Source organism: Agrobacterium sp. 22094, assembly GCF_052046015.1.
Taxonomy (GTDB): Bacteria; Pseudomonadota; Alphaproteobacteria; order Rhizobiales; family Rhizobiaceae; genus Agrobacterium; species Agrobacterium cavarae.
In genome coordinates, this window is sequence record NZ_JBQEPX010000001.1 from 2,118,907 (window position 1) to 2,134,454 (window position 15,548).

Annotated in this window: 14 protein-coding genes; all 14 read right to left on the reverse strand. The window is 59.6% G+C overall.

Features of this window, described 5'->3' with window-relative positions; translation table 11 throughout:
- Window positions 1-4 precede the first annotated feature (4 nt).
- The 14 genes from ACTJK5_RS10285 to ACTJK5_RS10350 all read right to left on the reverse strand — a co-directional run bounded on the left by ACTJK5_RS10285 (window position 5) and on the right by ACTJK5_RS10350 (window position 15,542).
- Window positions 5-2,056, reverse strand: coding sequence for an O-linked N-acetylglucosamine transferase, SPINDLY family protein (locus ACTJK5_RS10285; protein ID WP_440612594.1), 2,052 nt, complete (start codon window positions 2,054-2,056; stop codon window positions 5-7).
- A gap of 146 nt (window positions 2,057-2,202) precedes the next feature.
- Complete coding sequence (locus ACTJK5_RS10290; RefSeq protein ID WP_440612346.1) at window positions 2,203-3,042, reverse strand: MurR/RpiR family transcriptional regulator; 840 nt, start codon at window positions 3,040-3,042, stop codon at window positions 2,203-2,205.
- A 122-nt stretch (window positions 3,043-3,164) separates the two neighbouring features.
- Window positions 3,165-3,809: an aspartate/glutamate racemase family protein gene (locus ACTJK5_RS10295; protein ID WP_113226540.1), complete on the reverse strand. Its 645-nt coding sequence runs from the start codon at window positions 3,807-3,809 to the stop codon at window positions 3,165-3,167.
- An 80-nt stretch (window positions 3,810-3,889) separates the two neighbouring features.
- A complete protein-coding gene (locus ACTJK5_RS10300; protein ID WP_440612347.1) occupies window positions 3,890-4,855 on the reverse strand; it encodes an ABC transporter ATP-binding protein in 966 nt (321 codons plus the stop codon).
- 2 nt (window positions 4,856-4,857) lie between these two features.
- Window positions 4,858-5,919, reverse strand: a complete 1,062-nt coding sequence (locus ACTJK5_RS10305; RefSeq protein WP_113226542.1) for an ABC transporter ATP-binding protein — start codon at window positions 5,917-5,919, stop codon at window positions 4,858-4,860.
- Entirely contained in the window at window positions 5,916-6,806 is an 891-nt protein-coding gene (locus tag ACTJK5_RS10310) for an ABC transporter permease (protein WP_113226543.1), read from the reverse strand. Before ACTJK5_RS10310 ends, ACTJK5_RS10305 begins: the two co-directional genes overlap by 4 nt.
- A 2-nt stretch (window positions 6,807-6,808) precedes the next feature.
- A complete protein-coding gene (locus tag ACTJK5_RS10315; protein ID WP_113226544.1) occupies window positions 6,809-7,762 on the reverse strand; it encodes an ABC transporter permease in 954 nt (317 codons plus the stop codon).
- Between the two features lie 82 nt (window positions 7,763-7,844).
- Window positions 7,845-9,431 carry an ABC transporter substrate-binding protein gene (locus ACTJK5_RS10320; RefSeq protein WP_440612595.1) on the reverse strand — a complete coding sequence of 529 codons (1,587 nt, stop codon included), beginning with the start codon at window positions 9,429-9,431 and terminating at the stop codon, window positions 7,845-7,847.
- Window positions 9,432-9,960: 529 nt separating this feature from the next.
- Window positions 9,961-10,344, reverse strand: a complete 384-nt coding sequence (gene cheT, locus ACTJK5_RS10325; RefSeq protein WP_062425093.1) for a chemotaxis protein CheT — start codon at window positions 10,342-10,344, stop codon at window positions 9,961-9,963.
- A gap of 14 nt (window positions 10,345-10,358) precedes the next feature.
- Window positions 10,359-10,904 carry a chemoreceptor glutamine deamidase CheD gene (gene cheD, locus ACTJK5_RS10330; RefSeq protein WP_062425092.1) on the reverse strand — a complete coding sequence of 182 codons (546 nt, stop codon included), beginning with the start codon at window positions 10,902-10,904 and terminating at the stop codon, window positions 10,359-10,361.
- The gene (cheY2, locus tag ACTJK5_RS10335; protein ID WP_062425091.1) at window positions 10,901-11,290 is read right to left on the reverse strand and encodes a chemotaxis response regulator CheY2; all 390 of its coding nucleotides are present in this window, start codon (window positions 11,288-11,290) and stop codon (window positions 10,901-10,903) included. The genes cheD and cheY2 overlap by 4 nt, the downstream gene beginning before the upstream one ends.
- Window positions 11,291-12,346: a protein-glutamate O-methylesterase CheB gene (cheB, locus tag ACTJK5_RS10340; RefSeq protein ID WP_113274271.1), complete on the reverse strand. Its 1,056-nt coding sequence runs from the start codon at window positions 12,344-12,346 to the stop codon at window positions 11,291-11,293.
- Window positions 12,343-13,251, reverse strand: coding sequence for a protein-glutamate O-methyltransferase CheR (gene cheR, locus ACTJK5_RS10345; RefSeq protein ID WP_113226546.1), 909 nt, complete (start codon window positions 13,249-13,251; stop codon window positions 12,343-12,345). Before cheR ends, cheB begins: the two co-directional genes overlap by 4 nt.
- A 14-nt stretch (window positions 13,252-13,265) precedes the next feature.
- Window positions 13,266-15,542, reverse strand: coding sequence for a chemotaxis protein CheA (locus ACTJK5_RS10350; RefSeq protein ID WP_153312187.1), 2,277 nt, complete (start codon window positions 15,540-15,542; stop codon window positions 13,266-13,268).
- Between the last annotated feature and the right edge of the window lie 6 nt (window positions 15,543-15,548).

Genomic DNA, 15,548 nt, shown 5'->3' on the forward strand with positions numbered 1-15,548 from the left:
CTGTTCAAGCGGTGGCGGATGCTTGCGTGGTCCACAAGCGGTTGTCATGCTGGATGGGCGAGAAAGCGTCCCATTCGCGCAGCTTTTGAAGATAGCGATCGCGGTAGGAAGCCTCATCGACGAAGTCGAGATTTTCCGACACAAGCTCGCTGCCGATCTCGTAATAGACATCGAGATTGCGAAGATCGGGGACAGGTGTTTCGCCCCGTTCGGCTTCGCCCTGCATCTGCCAGTAAAGGTCTTCGAGCCTTCGCGCGGTAGCGGGAATATCGCGCAGAACACTCTTTTCCCGCTCCGCTTCCAGCTTCTTCCTCACGGCCTTCAGGCTCGCCGGCTTCTTTGCGAATGCAATGGCCTTGGCAACGTAGTCCTCGGGGTCAGTGCAGACAAGCTCGGAACATCCCGTCGCAGCGACGACGCTGCTGCAGAAGCGCGCCGGGAAAGACTTGCCGGGGAATGTCAGAACCGGAAGACCGACGGTCAACGCATCCGCTGCGGTAGAGTGAGCCCCATAAGGGAACGTATCGAGGAAGAGATCTGCCACCGCGATGCGGGCGAGGTGCATCGCGTTCGGGGCTTTCGGCGCGAAGAGCAGACGCTCCGGCGCAATCCCGGCAGCCTCTGCCAGATCGCGCAGGCGCTGATCGGTCTTATCGCCACCAGTCAAAAGCCACAGGATGCTGCCCGGCGTTTCATTCAAAATGCGCATCCACTGCGCGAAGGTGGATGGTGTGATCTTCTGCATGCCGTTGAAGCAGGCAAACACGAAGGTGTTCTCTGGCAAGCCAGCTTCCTGGCGCGACGGGCGCGCCGCGATAACGCGCTTGCGGTCGAGCGGCTGATTGCAGGCAATCCGCAACACTTTTTCCGAATAGTAGATCTCGCTTTCCTCAGGCACGATCACCTCGTCGGCAATCATGTACTGGTGGAAAGGCGTGGCCATGGAGCCCGGGTAGCCACAGAAATTGACGATGACGGGCGCGGGGCGATAGGCGAAAATCTTGGTGCGGGCGTGCTTGGTATAGCCGTTGACGTCAATCAGGATATCGATCTCGTCGCTTGCGATCTGCTGCGCGGCTGCTTCGTCGGAGAGCGCGGCGACATCGCGCCAGCAATCCATGACCGCCTTCATCCGAGTTTGTGTCGGATCGTTGGCAACGGCTTCTCCGCAGTAATAGGCGTAGATTTCGACACGTGCCTTGTCATGCAGTTCCAGCACCTCTCTCAGCGCAAAGCCAACGGCGTGATCGCGCAGGTCTGATGACACGTAACCGACACGCAGCCTCTGGCCGGTGCCCGTTTTCTTACGGACGGTGGCGCGGGGGAAGTTTCGGATATCCGGTCGCCCAATGAGCGCCTTGCCGTATTGATGGGCGTTGGCCAGCTGAAAGATCGGATCGTCGGCATAGCAGCCAAGCGTGAGCGGCGGCATGGCGTCGATCATCTGGCGCTGGGTGACGTGATTGGAGGGCACCAGGATCGGCCATTTGCATTGGCGCTGGCGCAAAGCGCTCCAATGCTGTCCGGATTCCAGCTTGTGCGGGCGAAGCTCCATGGCCTGCCAAAGGGCTGCCTCCGCCTCCTCCATCAGTCCGGCATTTTCCATGACACGACCGATGTGCTGGAGCGCCAAGTGACGATAGAGCAGCTGATCCGGCGTCGTTTCAGATGTTTTCTCTGCAAAGCCCTGCCACTGCTGAATGGCAAGCGTCGCCATTCCGGCGTCTTCATAGGCAAGGCCGAGATTGATGTGGGCAGGGCCGAACATCGGATCATGCTTCAACGCCGCCTGCATGGCAGTCACGGCACCGGCAAGATCGTTCATCTGTCGCAGCAGAACGGAGAAGTTGAAGCAGACCATATGCTGGCCGGGATGGGGGTCGTTGAAGGCGAGCCAGCTCTTGTAGAGTTCTGCCGCCTCCTGGCGATTGCCTTGCGCCGTCAAAGTTTCTGCGAATTTCAGCAGGTCCACCAGCGAAAGACGCTGGGTTTTTGCAAGCTCCAACAAAGTGGGGAGGAGCGAATTCTGGGCCGTGCCGCCAATCGATGCATTCATTGCATTCAGAACCTTCAAGCCGGCCGCCCCGCCGGAGGCGGAATCATGGCCGTGATAGACTGACAACCGATTATACAATGAAGCTTGTGCGGCGCTTTACGCAACGAGAGGGGGATGCGGCCAAATCCATCAACCGGCCATGGCTCTCACAACTCATCAAAACTGTCGTTCAACATCTCGATCTTGCGCAAGCGTTTGCGACCGGATGGGCCGGCTTTTTCAAGGCAACGCGTAATCAGCAAATGGCAAAGCGCCATGACAGCCGTGTGGTTGAACAGCGGACCCGGCGCGAGCGTCTGACACCGGAAATGCCAAGTGGCACCGCTATGACCGGGAGCCCCCTCATCGGTGACGTAGATGAGCTTGGCCTCCGACGCCTTGACATGGTCTAGGATCGCATCGATCTGGGCAACGCGGCGTCGCATGGCAAACACCACGACGATATCGGCGTCCTGCAGACTGGCGAAATGTTCCCCCAGTGTCTGGCCAGGGCCAGGGATGGCGACGATGTTTTCAATGACCTGCGTCAGTTGCCATTGAAAATAGGCTGCGAATGGCTGGCTGCTGCGAAATCCTATCACCCAGACTTTCCGTGCCTGAAGCAGACAATCGGCGGCACTTTCTATCTGCCTGTCCGAGATGGCAAGGAATGTCGCCTCGATATTCGCAATATCCTGTGCGGCATGGGCTTTGACGGACTGCATTGTTTCGCTCTCGTCGGAGCGTTCCAGAAAGAGGCGCGAGCCGGTCTGTTTCTCCGCGCGCGCATGGCGCCGCGCCTCCTCGTAGCTGTCATAACCCAGCCGCTGGATGAAGCGCGTGACGGTCGCCTTCGACACATGGGCCAAGGCGGCAAGTTCCTGGGCGGAATAGCTCGCGAGCTCGCCCGGAAAATCGCAGACGAATTCGCCGACGCGTTTTTCCGCTGGATGAAGGTCCGGAAGGGCCTGCCTCACTCGAAACAGAAACGATTTTTCCTTTACCACAGCGCGCTCCGGCAAACGGTAGATGGGCGACTTTCTGCCGCCCGAATGACGCTTGCAACAAAAACAGCGCGTCGATGAAAGGACAGGCAGCCTCAACCATGGACGGTCGAGGCCTGGCCTTCTTAAAGCGCTCGGACCATCCACTCCACGGCCGACCTGATCGGCGCGATAACCGGAGCGGGAAACATGCCCTGCAACTGTTCCGCTGCCTGCCCGAGAGGCCCTCCGCCAATAATCACAGCCTCAGCCCCGTCCTCTTCGAAACATTGACGCGTCGCGATCGCCAGCGCTGCAAGCAGTGCATCGGGTGCGGAGGCGAGTTGTTGCGGATCGCCTGTCGTCAGCCGCGTTCCGGTAAAAAGAGATGCGACGCCAAGAGCTTTCGCCTTGGCAACGAAACTCCCCACGAGGTCTGGCGTGACGGTGGCGATGCCGAAGCGCCGTCCGCCCGCAGACGCCTCCATCATGCTTGCCTGACATATGCCGATACAGGGGATGCCGGACGTCTCGGCAAGCCGCTCCAGCCCAGGATCGCCGAATGCACAGATGATGAGGCCGTCGCTGCGTTCGGCAAGGTCCATTCCCATGAAAACGACGCCCTCTTCGGCAGCGGCAAGGGCTTTTTCATCGAGGATCATCGGCACGCCTTGTTTTGCCGTCAGGCCTTCAATGGCAAAGCCCTGCGGCAGGTAGAGGCGCGCAATATCCGTCATCATCGCAGTCGTTGCCTGCGATGTGTTGGGATTGATCAATCCTATGCGTTTCATGACTTTCAAGGTGCCGCCAAGGCACTCCCGCCCCCTATGTTCCTGTATTTTCTCGACGAGCGCCCAGCATTCCGAGGCCTTCAGTGCGCGAGAATACAGGCGACCTGTGAATCGGCAGACAGCCGCGTGAGCGCAGGAACATCCGCACGACACTCTTCACGCGCCAGCTCGCAACGGGGCGCGAAGGCGCAGCCCGGCGGCATGGCTGCAAGATCCGGCGGTGCGCCGGGAATGGTGATCAGCCGGTCGCGGCCTTCGGCCAGCTCCACACGCGCGCCCAGCAGGCCCTTGGTATAGGGATGGCGCGGGTTGCCGATGAGATCGCCGACACGTCCTTCCTCGACGATGCGTCCGGCATACATCACAGCGATCCGGTCTGCGACTTCCGCCGCAACGCCAATATCATGCGTCACGAAGATGACCGACAGGCCATATTCCTTCTGCAACTCGCGGATCAGCAGCAAGATCTGGATTTGTACCGTTGCATCGAGCGCCGTGGTCGGCTCATCTGCCAGCAGCACCTTCGGATTGCAGGCAAGCGCCATGGCGATCATCGCACGCTGCAGCATGCCGCCGGACATTTCATGCGGATAATTGCCAAGGCGCCGCTCGGGTGAGGGAATGCGAACTTTCTGGAACAATGCAAGGGCGCGTTGAGCGGCGACGGTGCGCGAGACGTTTTCGTGGCGCATGATGGTCTCTTCGATCTGGCTACCGACCGTATAGACCGGGTCCAGCGCCAGACGCGGTTCCTGAAACACCATGGAAACAACGGCTCCCCTGAGATCAGACAGAGCGCGGCTGGAAAGCCCCATAATGTCGCGCCCGTCGACCGACATGGCGCCTTCAACAAGTGTTCCCTTGGGATGAAGCCGCAAGAGCGAGCGCATGGTCACGCTTTTGCCCGAGCCGGACTCACCCAGCAGGGCCACCACCTCGCCCGGCTTGACGACCAAGTTTACGCCGTTGACGGCCTTGACGGATTTGCCGCCGCGCCGAAACGTGACCGACAGGTTGCGGATATTGATCATATCGTCGTTCTGCATCGTCATGCCTCCGTCAGTGCTGGTGCACGGCTGTGGCCGGAACCGGGTTTTGCCATCAGGCAGGCAGCTGCCTGGCTAGGAGACATCTCGGTGAGCGGCGGCAGCACCCGTTGACAGACATCCTCGGCAAAGCTGCAGCGGGTGTGGAAGCGACAGCCGGGGGGCGGATCGATGGGGTTGGGCGGATCACCTGTCAGCGGCGGCGCTTCGGTGCGTTCTGCGGGGTCGATTTTCGGCATGGAGGCCAGAAGTGCTGCCGAATAGGGGTGACCGGTATTGCCATAGATTGCATCGCGACTTCCGATCTCCGCCACCTTGCCGAGATACATGACCATGACCCTGTCGCACATGAAGCGAACGACGTTGAGATCGTGGGAGATGAACAGATAGGTCAGGCCGAAATCGCGTTTGAGGTCGAGCAACAGGTTCAGCACCTGCGCCTCCACCGATTTGTCGAGAGCCGAGACCGCTTCATCCAGAATGACGAGGCGTGGCTTGAGCGCCAGTGCCCGGGCGATGTTGACGCGCTGGCGCTGACCGCCGGAAAGCTCATGCGGATAGCGACCGGCAAAACGCGATGGCTCGAGGCCGACGCGGTGCAGCAGATCATGTGCCGTTGCAATCGCCTTTGCCGCTGGCGTGCCGTGGACCTGCGGTGCGAAGGCAATGGATTCCTCGATCGTCAATCGCGGATTGAGCGAGGCGTAACTGTCCTGAAATACCATCTGCACCTGACGGCGATAGGCAGAAAACGGCAAGACGCCGCCAACCGTTTCTCCGTCAAAGAGGATTTCGCCCTGGTCGGGTGCGATCAGTTGCATGAGAAGCCGCGCCGTCGTCGATTTGCCGCAACCGCTTTCACCGACAACGCCGAGTGTCTCTCCTTTCAGTATATCGAAATCGACGCCATCGACGGCGCGCACGACTTTTTTCGGTTTCAGGAAGCCGCTTCCCTTGACGGGAAAGTGCTTCAGCAGCCCGCGGGCGGAAATCAGTGGCTGGACCGGGCCACCCCTTTCTCCGATCGGCAGTTCAAGGCTTGGTGCTCCAACGACTTTCATCATGACTTCACGTCCATGGCTGTGCGCAGCCCGTCTGAGAACAGGTTGAAGCAGATCGAGGTGATGAAGATCATCACGCCGGGCAAGGCTGCAACGAAGGGGTTGGTATAGATGGCGGTGCGCAGCGTGTTCAGCATCAGCCCCCATTCTGCATCCGGCGGACGAACTCCAAGTCCGAGGAAGGAGAGACCTGAGGCAAGGATCATCGATACGGAAATCAGGCTCGTGGCGAAGACGAAGATCGGTCCGAGCACATTGCCGAGAATATGGACCCTGACGATGGTGAAGGCGGGAGCCCCGGACGCGCGGGCGGCATCCACATAATCGAGCTTGCGGACCTGGGTGGTGACGCTTTCGGCGACACGGGCGATCTGTGGGATGAAAACGACCGTGAGGGAAACAAGCGCATTTGTGAGGCCAGAGCCAAGCGCGCCGGACAGCGCCACGGCCAGCAGCACGGAGGGGAAGGCATAGAACACGTCAATGGTGCGCATGATCAGCGTGTTGGTCAAACCGCCCGCGTAACCGGCGATAATACCGATTGCCGAACCGATGACGAAGGCGATGGGGACCGGGATGACGCCCATGAGGAGCGACAGTCGCGCGCCGTAGATCAGGCGCGAAAGCATGTCGCGTCCAAGCTCGTCGGTGCCGAGGATATAGCCGGGTGTTCCGATCGGCTTCAGCCTTCGGATGACGCTGCCCTTCGCCGGATCGTAGGGCGCCAGATAAGGCGCGAAAATGGCCATGAGGATGAGAAGGACGAGAATCCCAAGCGCCACCATGGCAACGGGATCACGACGCAGTCGCATCAGAACGCCGCTCCAGAAGCCGGGAGACTTGGCGATTTTCTCGACGGGAATTGCGGATGCTTCAGCTATTGCGGCCATTGTCAGCTCCTCTGGATGCGCGGATCGATGGCGCTTTGCAACACGTCGACAATGAGGTTGAGAACGACGAAGAACATGGCGAGCACGAGGATGGTGCCCTGCAGGATGGGCAGGTCACGGGTGAAGATCGCGCCGTTGAGCAGGAAACCGGTACCCGGCCATGAAAAGACCGTTTCGATCAGGATCGAACCACCAAGAAGATAACCCAGTTGCAGACCCATGACCGAGAGAGCGGTCGGAGCGGCATTGCGCACCACATGACGCAGGATACGCCCGCTCATCAGGCCCTTGGCAGCCAGCGCCAGCGTGAAGTCCTGCGCGTATATATCTGCCACCAGCGAGCGAATGGTGCGGGCGATGATGCCCATGGGAATGACGGACATGGTAACGGCCGGCAGCACGAGATATTGAATATAATGCCAGCTGAAACTGCGGCCGGCAGAGCCACCTGGTCCTCCACCCATTGCCGGAAGCCATCCGAGTGTCACGGAAAAGGTGATGACCAGCACCATGCCGAGCCAGTAGTGCGGCACGCTGACGCCAAGCATCGAGATGCCGGAGGCGATGCGATCGACCCATCCGCCGCGAAACACACCGGCGAGAAAGCCGAGTGTCGCGCCGCCGACAAATCCAATGACCGCCGCAGACACGGCGAGAATGATCGAATTGATGGATGCATCGATGATCTCGCCGAGAACAGGCCGTCCGGTAGCGATCGAGGTGCCGAGATCGCCATGCAGCGCATGCCACATCCAAATTGCGTATTGTACGGCCAGAGGACGGTCCAGACCGTAGAAAGCGCGCATTTGCGTCTGCATCTCAGCCGAAGCATCCGAGGGAAGAATGGCGGCCAGCGGATCTCCCGGAGCAATATGGATGAGCATGAAACAAACCATGCTCACGCCAATTGCCACAGGGATGACGTGCAGCAGTCGCTTGAGCGCGTAGAGAAGCATGAAACCCTCTTGATGTTCGTGGCAAGGATCGGAAACGGCAGGCCGGGCGAGAACCCGGCCCGCTATCGCTTGGGATCAGCGATTAGGGATCGACAGTGACCGGCGAGAAATCCTGGAACCAGTTCTGTGCCTGCACGAAGCCCTTCACCTTTTTCGACATGGCGCGGGGGTTGACGTCATGCGTGACCATCAGGAACAGCGCCTCGTTGACGTATTTTTCGTGGATTTTTCTCAGAACCTTATCCTGTTCCGCCGCATCGAAGGTGTTGCGCACTTCGGCAAACAGCGCATCCATTTCGGGATCGCAGTAATAACCCCAGTTCGTGCCATTCGGCGGAGCAAGGTTGCACTGCGACTGACGGATCAGCGCCGTGAAGGGGTCTTGAATGAAGTAGCTGTAGTTGACGGCGGTGGCGCCCTTCGCGCTTGGATCCTTGGCGCCGGCGCGCCAGATGTTGATGACCGTATTCCAGTCCGCAACCTCGTATTCGACATTGATGCCGATTTCTGCCAGCGTTTGCTGGATGTATTCGTTCATTGCCAGAGGCAGCATCTGGCCCGATCCGGATGAGGAGATGACGACCTTGGTGGTGATCGGCTTGTCTGGACCGTAACCGGCCTCGGCCATCAACTTCTTGGCCTCCTCGATATTGTATTCCAGCTTGAATGTCGGATTGCCGAACCACTGGTGGCCGGGGGGCAGGTATCCTTGTGCCGGGACGGAAAGACCGCCGAGCAACTCGTTGATCCCTTCGCGGTCAACGGCAAGATTGGCGGCCTTGCGCACGCGCACGTCGTTCCAGGGTGAACCTTCGACGCGCGACAGGTGCCAGGTCCAGTTGTGTGGGTAGGAATTGGTGACGATGTCGAAACCCGCATCCTTGAGCGATTTGACGGAATCGGGCGCGGGCGCCTCGATCCAGTCGACCTGACCGGAGCGCAGGGCGGCCACACGGGTGTTGGGTTCGGGAAGCGGCACCAGAACCAGCTTGTCCAGCTTCGGCACGCGCGCCTTGTCCCAGTAGTCCTTGTTTGGCGTCAGTTCGGCGCGCTCACGCGGCGTGAACCCGTTTTCCAGCTTCCAAGGTCCCGTACCGGACGGCTTCTGAGCCACGGCATCCCAGCTTTTGCCCTGTGCCTCCCAATTCGCAGGCGAGGACATGAGTATCCAGCTCAACTGATAGGGGAGCGTCGCATCGGGCGTTTTGGTCACGATTTCGACCGTCAGCGGATCGATGACCTTGTAGGAGGCCACGGCTGGAATACGCGATTTTCCCTGCGCCGACTGGCGCTTGTCGAACTGGGGTGAATCCGGCACGAGAATCTTGTCGAGGTTCCAGACGACAGACGCCGCATCGAAAGCACTTCCATCGTGAAACTTCACGCCGTCGCGCAGTTTGAATGTCCACTTGGTCTTGTCGACGGGATCCACGGACCAGGATGTCGCGAGGGAGGGAATGAGGGTCGAGGGTTTGTCGGCACTCGAAAGGTCCCACTCGATCAGAGCGTTGTAGAGCGTATAACCCATGAAGCGCTGACCCTCGCCGCCCTGATCGGTCTGGCCGGTGGTCAGGGGGATATCGGAGGCCGTCATGCCGATGCGGAGCGTACCTTCGGCCAGGGTTTCGCTTGCCGTCATGGCCAGAAACGCCAATGCAGCAGAGCCCATCAACCGGGCGCGGCGCAATTTCTCGATGATGCCCGCAGCTGCCGGTGTTTTTCTGAAATCGTTTGTCATGCGTTCCCTCTCGTTCGATAGGCTGAGTATGTCTCAGTCGGGATACGCAATGCAGGTTTCGTGCCAGATGATATGAAACCACAGTTTCATATCTTTTTCAGTGAGTTACGCTTTCGTGCAGTCTTGCGATTGCTCTCCTTCCCGCGAAACCTGCTGTAATCGCATGCGGTAACAGGCGTCAGTGCCTAAAAATGGCTTGTTAGACGAAGAAGCGCGTATGTCTGCTAGAGAGGCGGGTTTACGGGCTCGCGGTCGTGGAAGCTAGCTCCGGCAGAGCGGCGTAGAATGCATCGTGCAGTATGCGCGGCGGCTTGTACCAGTGACGGGTTAAGAGCGAGGGAAGACACTCTGCGCTTACACGACAGCATCCCCCCGAAATCGGAATCGATTGTCGGAAAAGTACGATGGTTGAAAGAATGAGAAGTGTCGTTAATGCGTCCAGAAGGACGCAACGCCCGCTCTAAAACAGATCGAAGTCGCCAGATGCCTTGTCGATCGGCTGGGAGTGCCCGTGGCGCAGACCAGCGCCAAGTGCCTTCTGCATTTCGGCGAGCTTGACGAGGCTGAGAGCCGTCGTCACGTCCACGGCCCATTCCACAGGGATGGAGCCGGTGATGGTGTCGATGAACTCCGCAAGTCCGCGGGCCTTCTGGACCGCAAGATCGATACCCTGCAAGAGTTTCAACCCGTCATCGGTGACAGCACCATTGGTGGCCTCCAGAAGCTGGGGCTCAATGCGTTCGATCAGATAGGCAACGTCATGCAGTTCCGAGACGACCCGCATCAGGATCGTGGGCAAAGCCTCTTCAAACATTTCAGGTCCAGCACGCTCAGCGATATGCATAGGCAACTCCGTTGTCAAAAAAATTCGATATCGCTTGCCGCCGGCTTTGCAGCCGGAACCGGACGGGTTTCCAGCGCGACGGTCTTCTGGGTTTCGGCACCGCTCAGTGGGTGCTGGCGCGCCCTGCCCGAGACCGGCCAGAACTCCACCTTTCGGCCATGCTCTCCGCCCGTGGAGCTGCCGACCACCCGAATGCCTTCATCCTTTAAGAACTGCATCGCGAAGATTGCGTTCTGCTCCCCCACATTGGAGAAGCTGGCAATGGTCTTGGCGCCACCAAAGACCTTTGCCTCCAGACGATCACGGCGCGCGCCCTGCTTGAGCAAGCCGTTGATCAGAAGTTCCATGAGATGCACCCCATACCGGGTCGCATCTCCGCCCCCCATACCCCCTGTACCCGGCAGCAGAAAGTGATTCATACCGCCGACGCCCGCAACAGGGTCTCTGAGACACGCAGCCACGCACGAGCCGAGGATGGTCGACAGGACCACGTCGGGATCATTGGCGATCTTATACTCGCCCTGAATTATGTGTACGCGCTTGGCTGCGGTTTCGATCATTTCAGCGATCCAAATACGGCTTCAATAGCCGCCCTCATCTTGTCGATAGAAAACGGCTTGGCCAGCACGTTGTTGGCGCCGAGTTGGGCTGCTTTCTGCACCAGAGCGCGGTCTCCCTGCGCGGTCAGAATGATGAAGGCGGCCTTCTTCGTCGACGGGTTCGTGCGAACCGCCTGAAGGAAGCCGAGGCCATCCATCTTCGGCATGTTGAAGTCGGAGATCACCAGATGGTGGGGCTGTTGCTCCATGATCTTCATGCCCTGCTCACCGTCGCCGGCGGCAGTGATTTGCTTGAAGCCAAGCTGCGTGAGCGCATCACTCAGCAACAGGCGGCTGGTGACCTGATCGTCAACGATCAACACTTTTATCTTTTCTGCGAGAGACATTTAATCAGAACCTTCTTTTCGGGCGGCAGTTAGTTTCAGAATTTCTTCGCCGATGGCGTTCAGCGGAAGTTGATGTTCGACCGCGCCAAGCTCGTAAGCCACACGCGGCATTCCATAGACCACACAGGTTTTCTCGTTCTGTCCGACAGTGCGGGCACCGGCATGGCGCATCTTCAAGAGGCCTGCCGCACCGTCACGTCCCATCCCGGTCAGAATGGCGCCGACGGCGTTGCGACCGGCAAGTTCGGCCACTGAATCGAACAGAACGTCTACCGATGGCCGATGACCATTAACAGGCTCGCGTTCGATCAGCCTGCAGCATGGCGCGGCATGATTAACAACCTGCAAATGCCGGTCGCCACCAGGTGCGAGATAGACCTTGCCGGTCTGAAGCCGCGCGCCATCCGTCGCCTCTTCCACTACGGGCGCGCAGAGCCGGTTCAGGCGCTCGGCAAAGCTCTTGGTGAAGGTTGGCGGCATATGCTGGGTGATCACCGTCGGTGGGCAATTGATCGGAAACTTCTGCAAGACGGCGATCAGTGCTTCCACGCCACCGGTGGACGAACCAATGGCCACGATTTTGCGACCGACGCTGTAATTGGTGACCGCAACCGGCTGCGGCGCGGCTCGTCGTTCGGTCACGGCGCTGCGATAGGTGCGGTGCAGCGAGCGAGCCGCTGCCTTCACCTTCTCTGCAAGATCGGGAAAGGGCTGCGCGTCGCCCGGCACCGGCTTGCCAACGCAATCGAAGGCACCGATTTCGAGCGCAGCGAGGGAGGCATCCGCGCCGCGATGGGTCAGCGTCGAAACCATGATGACCGGCATGGGGCGCAGGCGCATGATCTTGTCGAGAAACTCAAGCCCGTTCATCTCGGGCATCTCGATATCCAGCGTCACGACGTCCGGATTGAGTTCCTTGATGGCGGCGCGCGCTTCCATGGCGTTGCCTGCCTGACCGATGACCTCGACATCCGGGTCGGATTGGAGGACGGCGGAGATCAGGCCACGCATGGTGGGAGAATCATCGACGACGAGAACGCGGGCGGGCATGCTCATGCTCTCCTCCCGGCGGACTTGCCGATGTATTTGTAGGTGGTGATGCCGGTATTGTCGAACTGCTCCTTGGCTTCGCCGGAAACGCGTTCGGAATGACCGATATAGAGGTGACCGCCCTGCGGCAGCAGGCCGGCAAAGCGCGACCAAATCTTCACCTGCGTCGGCTCGTCGAAATAGATGACGACGTTGCGGCAGAAGATCACGTCGAAGCCGCCCTTGAACGGCCACTGCGCCATCAGGTTCAGCTCGTTGAAGGTGATCAGACGCTTGACCTTGTCACTGATCTGGTGCTTGCGGCGTCCGCCGGCATCCACTTCCTGGAACCATTGCTTGCGCATGGCGGGCGATACGGTTTCCAGCGCGCCGTCGTCGTAAAGACCGGCCCTCGCCTGAGCGAGAATCTTCGGGTCGATATCGGTTGCCAGGATCTTAAAGTCGTAATCGGTAGCGTTCGGGAAGAGACCGAGCACGGTCAGTGCAATCGAATAGGGCTCCTGGCCATCCGAACAGGCTGCGGACCAGATGCGAACGCGTCCGCCGCTCTTTGCCCGTGCGATAAGGCCCGGCAGAACCTCGTCGCGCAGGTGATCGAAATGGTGGTTCTCGCGGAAGAAGCGGGTGAAGTTTGTGGTGAGATGCGACAGCATTTCCCGGCGGGCGGCAGCACCCTGCTCCGAGGAGACCAGTGCGCAATATTCCTTGAAGCCGGAGAGGCCGAGATTACGGATGTGCTTGGACAGGCGCGAATAGACGAGCGACGCCTTGGTATCGTTGAGGTAGATACCGGCATCCGCGTAGATCATTGCGGCGATATCCGCCAGGTCGCGACGCGTCAGCGGGTATTCGCCGCTGACGAGCACTTCATCCTGGGATCCACGCTGTTCGTTGAACTTAAGCGCTGTCATTCATCACCAACTTTTCAGCCTGTTGCCGCGAGCGACATTTCTTGTTTCAGGGACTGGCCGCGCGAGGCGCCGACCACGGCATCCACGTCAAGGATCAGCGCTACGCGGCCATCACCAAGGATGGTTGCGGCAGCGATGCCCGGAACATGGGTGTAGTTGGCTTCAAGGGACTTGATGACCACCTGACGCTGTCCCTGGATGGCATCGACCATCAGGGCGCGCTGGCCGCCGCCTTCGGATTCCACGAGAAGCGCCACGCCATCGACCGGGTTGGCCTGTGTGGCACGGAAGTTGAGAATGCGACCGACATCCACCAGCGGGCAGAAGGAGTTGCGGATCGAGATCAGCCGCTGATTGGAGCCGAAGGAATGAATATTCTGCGCTTCCGGCTGTAGCGTCTCGACGATCGCCGTCAACGGCACCACAAGCGTCTGGCCCGCAACCGTGACCACCATGCCGTCGAGAACGGCCAGTGTCAGCGGCAGGCTCATGGTGAAGGTCGAGCCGAGGCCAGGGCGGGACGAAATGCTGATGCGGCCACCGAGTGCCTGGATCGAACGCTTCACCACGTCCATGCCGACGCCGCGACCGGAAATGTCCGAAATCTTGTCGGCGGTGGAGAAGCCCGGTGCGAAGATCAGGTTGTCGATTTCCTCATCCGTCAGATTGGCATCTGCCGAGATCAGATCATTGTCGATCGCCTTCTGGCGGACGCGCTCGCGGTTGATGCCGGCGCCATCGTCCTGCAGTTCGATCAAAATACGGCCCGAACGATGCTTGGCCGTCAGCTTGACGGTACCTTCCGGATTCTTGCCGGCGGCTTCGCGCTTTTCGGGTGTTTCGATGCCGTGGTCGACGGCATTGCGGATCATGTGGGTCAGGGGCTCGGCCAGCTTGTCGATGACCGTCTTATCCACTTCGGTGTTTTCACCTTCCGTGATGAGGCGGATCTGCTTGCCGATCATGTCGGCAACTTCGCGGACGATACGTGACATGCGCTGGAAGACCGGCTTCACCGGCTGCGCGCGGATGGCCATGACGCTATCCTGGATTTCACGCGTCAGTTGCTGAAGCTCTTCCAGACCCATGTTGACGGCAGATGTGCCCGTCGTATCGTTTTCGATGACGCTCTGCGACAGCATCGCCTGGTTGATGACGAGCTCGCCCACCAGGTTGATGAGGCGGTCGACGCGGTCGAGATCGACGCGGATCGTCTGACCGGCGCTGGCGTTGTTGGCGGCATTGGCAGCATTTGCCGCAGCGGCAGGCGACGCTGCCTCGCGCTTTTCGACGGCAGCAGCAACGGCCTGGGTGACTTCCGTTGCAGCCGATGCGGTGGCGACAGCCTTTGCAACGACCGGCTCGTCCATGGAGGCCGGCTGAACCGCTGGCTCATGCACATCGTCTTCCAGCGCGGAAAGATCGAAGGGCACCGGAATCATCGGCAGTTCTTCATCGGCCGACGTTTCGTCTTCGGCCATCACGATGTCCAGCTCGCAATCCCACTCGGCAAATTCGAAGACGGAGCGGATGCCCTCTTCGCCCTTGTCGGTCTTGATCGCAATCTTCCAGAAGAAATAGGCGCCTTCCGGGTTCATCTCGTCAAGCGACGGCAGCGTGCTCATATCGCAATTGACGCTCATCTCACCGATGCGGGCGAGATCACGCAGCAACAGCGCCGATTCATTGCCCTTGGAATAAAGAGCTGCCGACGGCTTGAAGGTGATATTGAATGTGGGCGCTTCCATGAGCGGAATGGCCGCGTCCTCGAAATCGCCAAAGGAGAAGGCGATCGGCTGGAAGCCGCTGTCATCTGTCGGCGCTGGTGACGGTGCCGGCGGGGGCGCGACGGCTGCTTTGGCTGCCGGCTTGGGAGCTGCCGGTTCGGCTGCGGACGGCGTGATCGTCTCACCGTTGGCCAAAGCCTCCAGTTCCTTGACGAGACCGCGGGTGCGGCTTTCATCGACGCTGCCGCCATCGCGGGAAGCATTCGTCAAATCGGCGAGAACATCCGCCGATTTCAGCATCACTTTCAGGACATCCTGATTAGGATCGAGCTTGTTGGATCGAACGCAATCGAGCGTGGTTTCGAAGACGTGCGCGAAAGCCACCAGTTCATCGAGACCGAACGCACCGGCTCCACCCTTGATGGAATGAACGGCACGAAAGACAGCATTTACGGTTTCCGGGTCGCGGTCGCCGTCATTCAGTTTAAGAAGTCCCGATTCCAGTTCGGCGAGTTGTTCCTCGCACTCCTGGAAGAAGATTTCTTTGATTTCGTTCATATCCATCGTGAA

Excerpts from the sequence above, each read along its gene's own strand:
- ACTJK5_RS10295 (WP_113226540.1), bottom strand. The coding sequence starts at position 3,809 with ATGAAACGCATAGGATTGATCAATCCCAACACATCGCAGGCAACGACT.
- cheB (WP_113274271.1), bottom strand. The coding sequence starts at position 12,346 with ATGAGCATGCCCGCCCGCGTTCTCGTCGTCGATGATTCTCCCACCATG.
- cheR (WP_113226546.1), bottom strand. The coding sequence starts at position 13,251 with ATGACAGCGCTTAAGTTCAACGAACAGCGTGGATCCCAGGATGAAGTG.
- cheY2 (WP_062425091.1), bottom strand. The coding sequence starts at position 11,290 with ATGTCTCTCGCAGAAAAGATAAAAGTGTTGATCGTTGACGATCAGGTC.
- ACTJK5_RS10320 (WP_440612595.1), bottom strand. The coding sequence starts at position 9,431 with ATGGGCTCTGCTGCATTGGCGTTTCTGGCCATGACGGCAAGCGAAACC.
- ACTJK5_RS10305 (WP_113226542.1), bottom strand. The coding sequence starts at position 5,919 with ATGATGAAAGTCGTTGGAGCACCAAGCCTTGAACTGCCGATCGGAGAA.
- cheT (WP_062425093.1), bottom strand. The coding sequence starts at position 10,344 with ATGCATATCGCTGAGCGTGCTGGACCTGAAATGTTTGAAGAGGCTTTG.
- cheD (WP_062425092.1), bottom strand. The coding sequence starts at position 10,904 with ATGATCGAAACCGCAGCCAAGCGCGTACACATAATTCAGGGCGAGTAT.
- ACTJK5_RS10315 (WP_113226544.1), bottom strand. The coding sequence starts at position 7,762 with ATGCTTCTCTACGCGCTCAAGCGACTGCTGCACGTCATCCCTGTGGCA.
- ACTJK5_RS10310 (WP_113226543.1), bottom strand. The coding sequence starts at position 6,806 with ATGGCCGCAATAGCTGAAGCATCCGCAATTCCCGTCGAGAAAATCGCC.
- ACTJK5_RS10285 (WP_440612594.1), bottom strand. The coding sequence starts at position 2,056 with ATGAATGCATCGATTGGCGGCACGGCCCAGAATTCGCTCCTCCCCACT.
- ACTJK5_RS10350 (WP_153312187.1), bottom strand. The coding sequence starts at position 15,542 with ATGGATATGAACGAAATCAAAGAAATCTTCTTCCAGGAGTGCGAGGAA.
- ACTJK5_RS10300 (WP_440612347.1), bottom strand. The coding sequence starts at position 4,855 with ATGCAGAACGACGATATGATCAATATCCGCAACCTGTCGGTCACGTTT.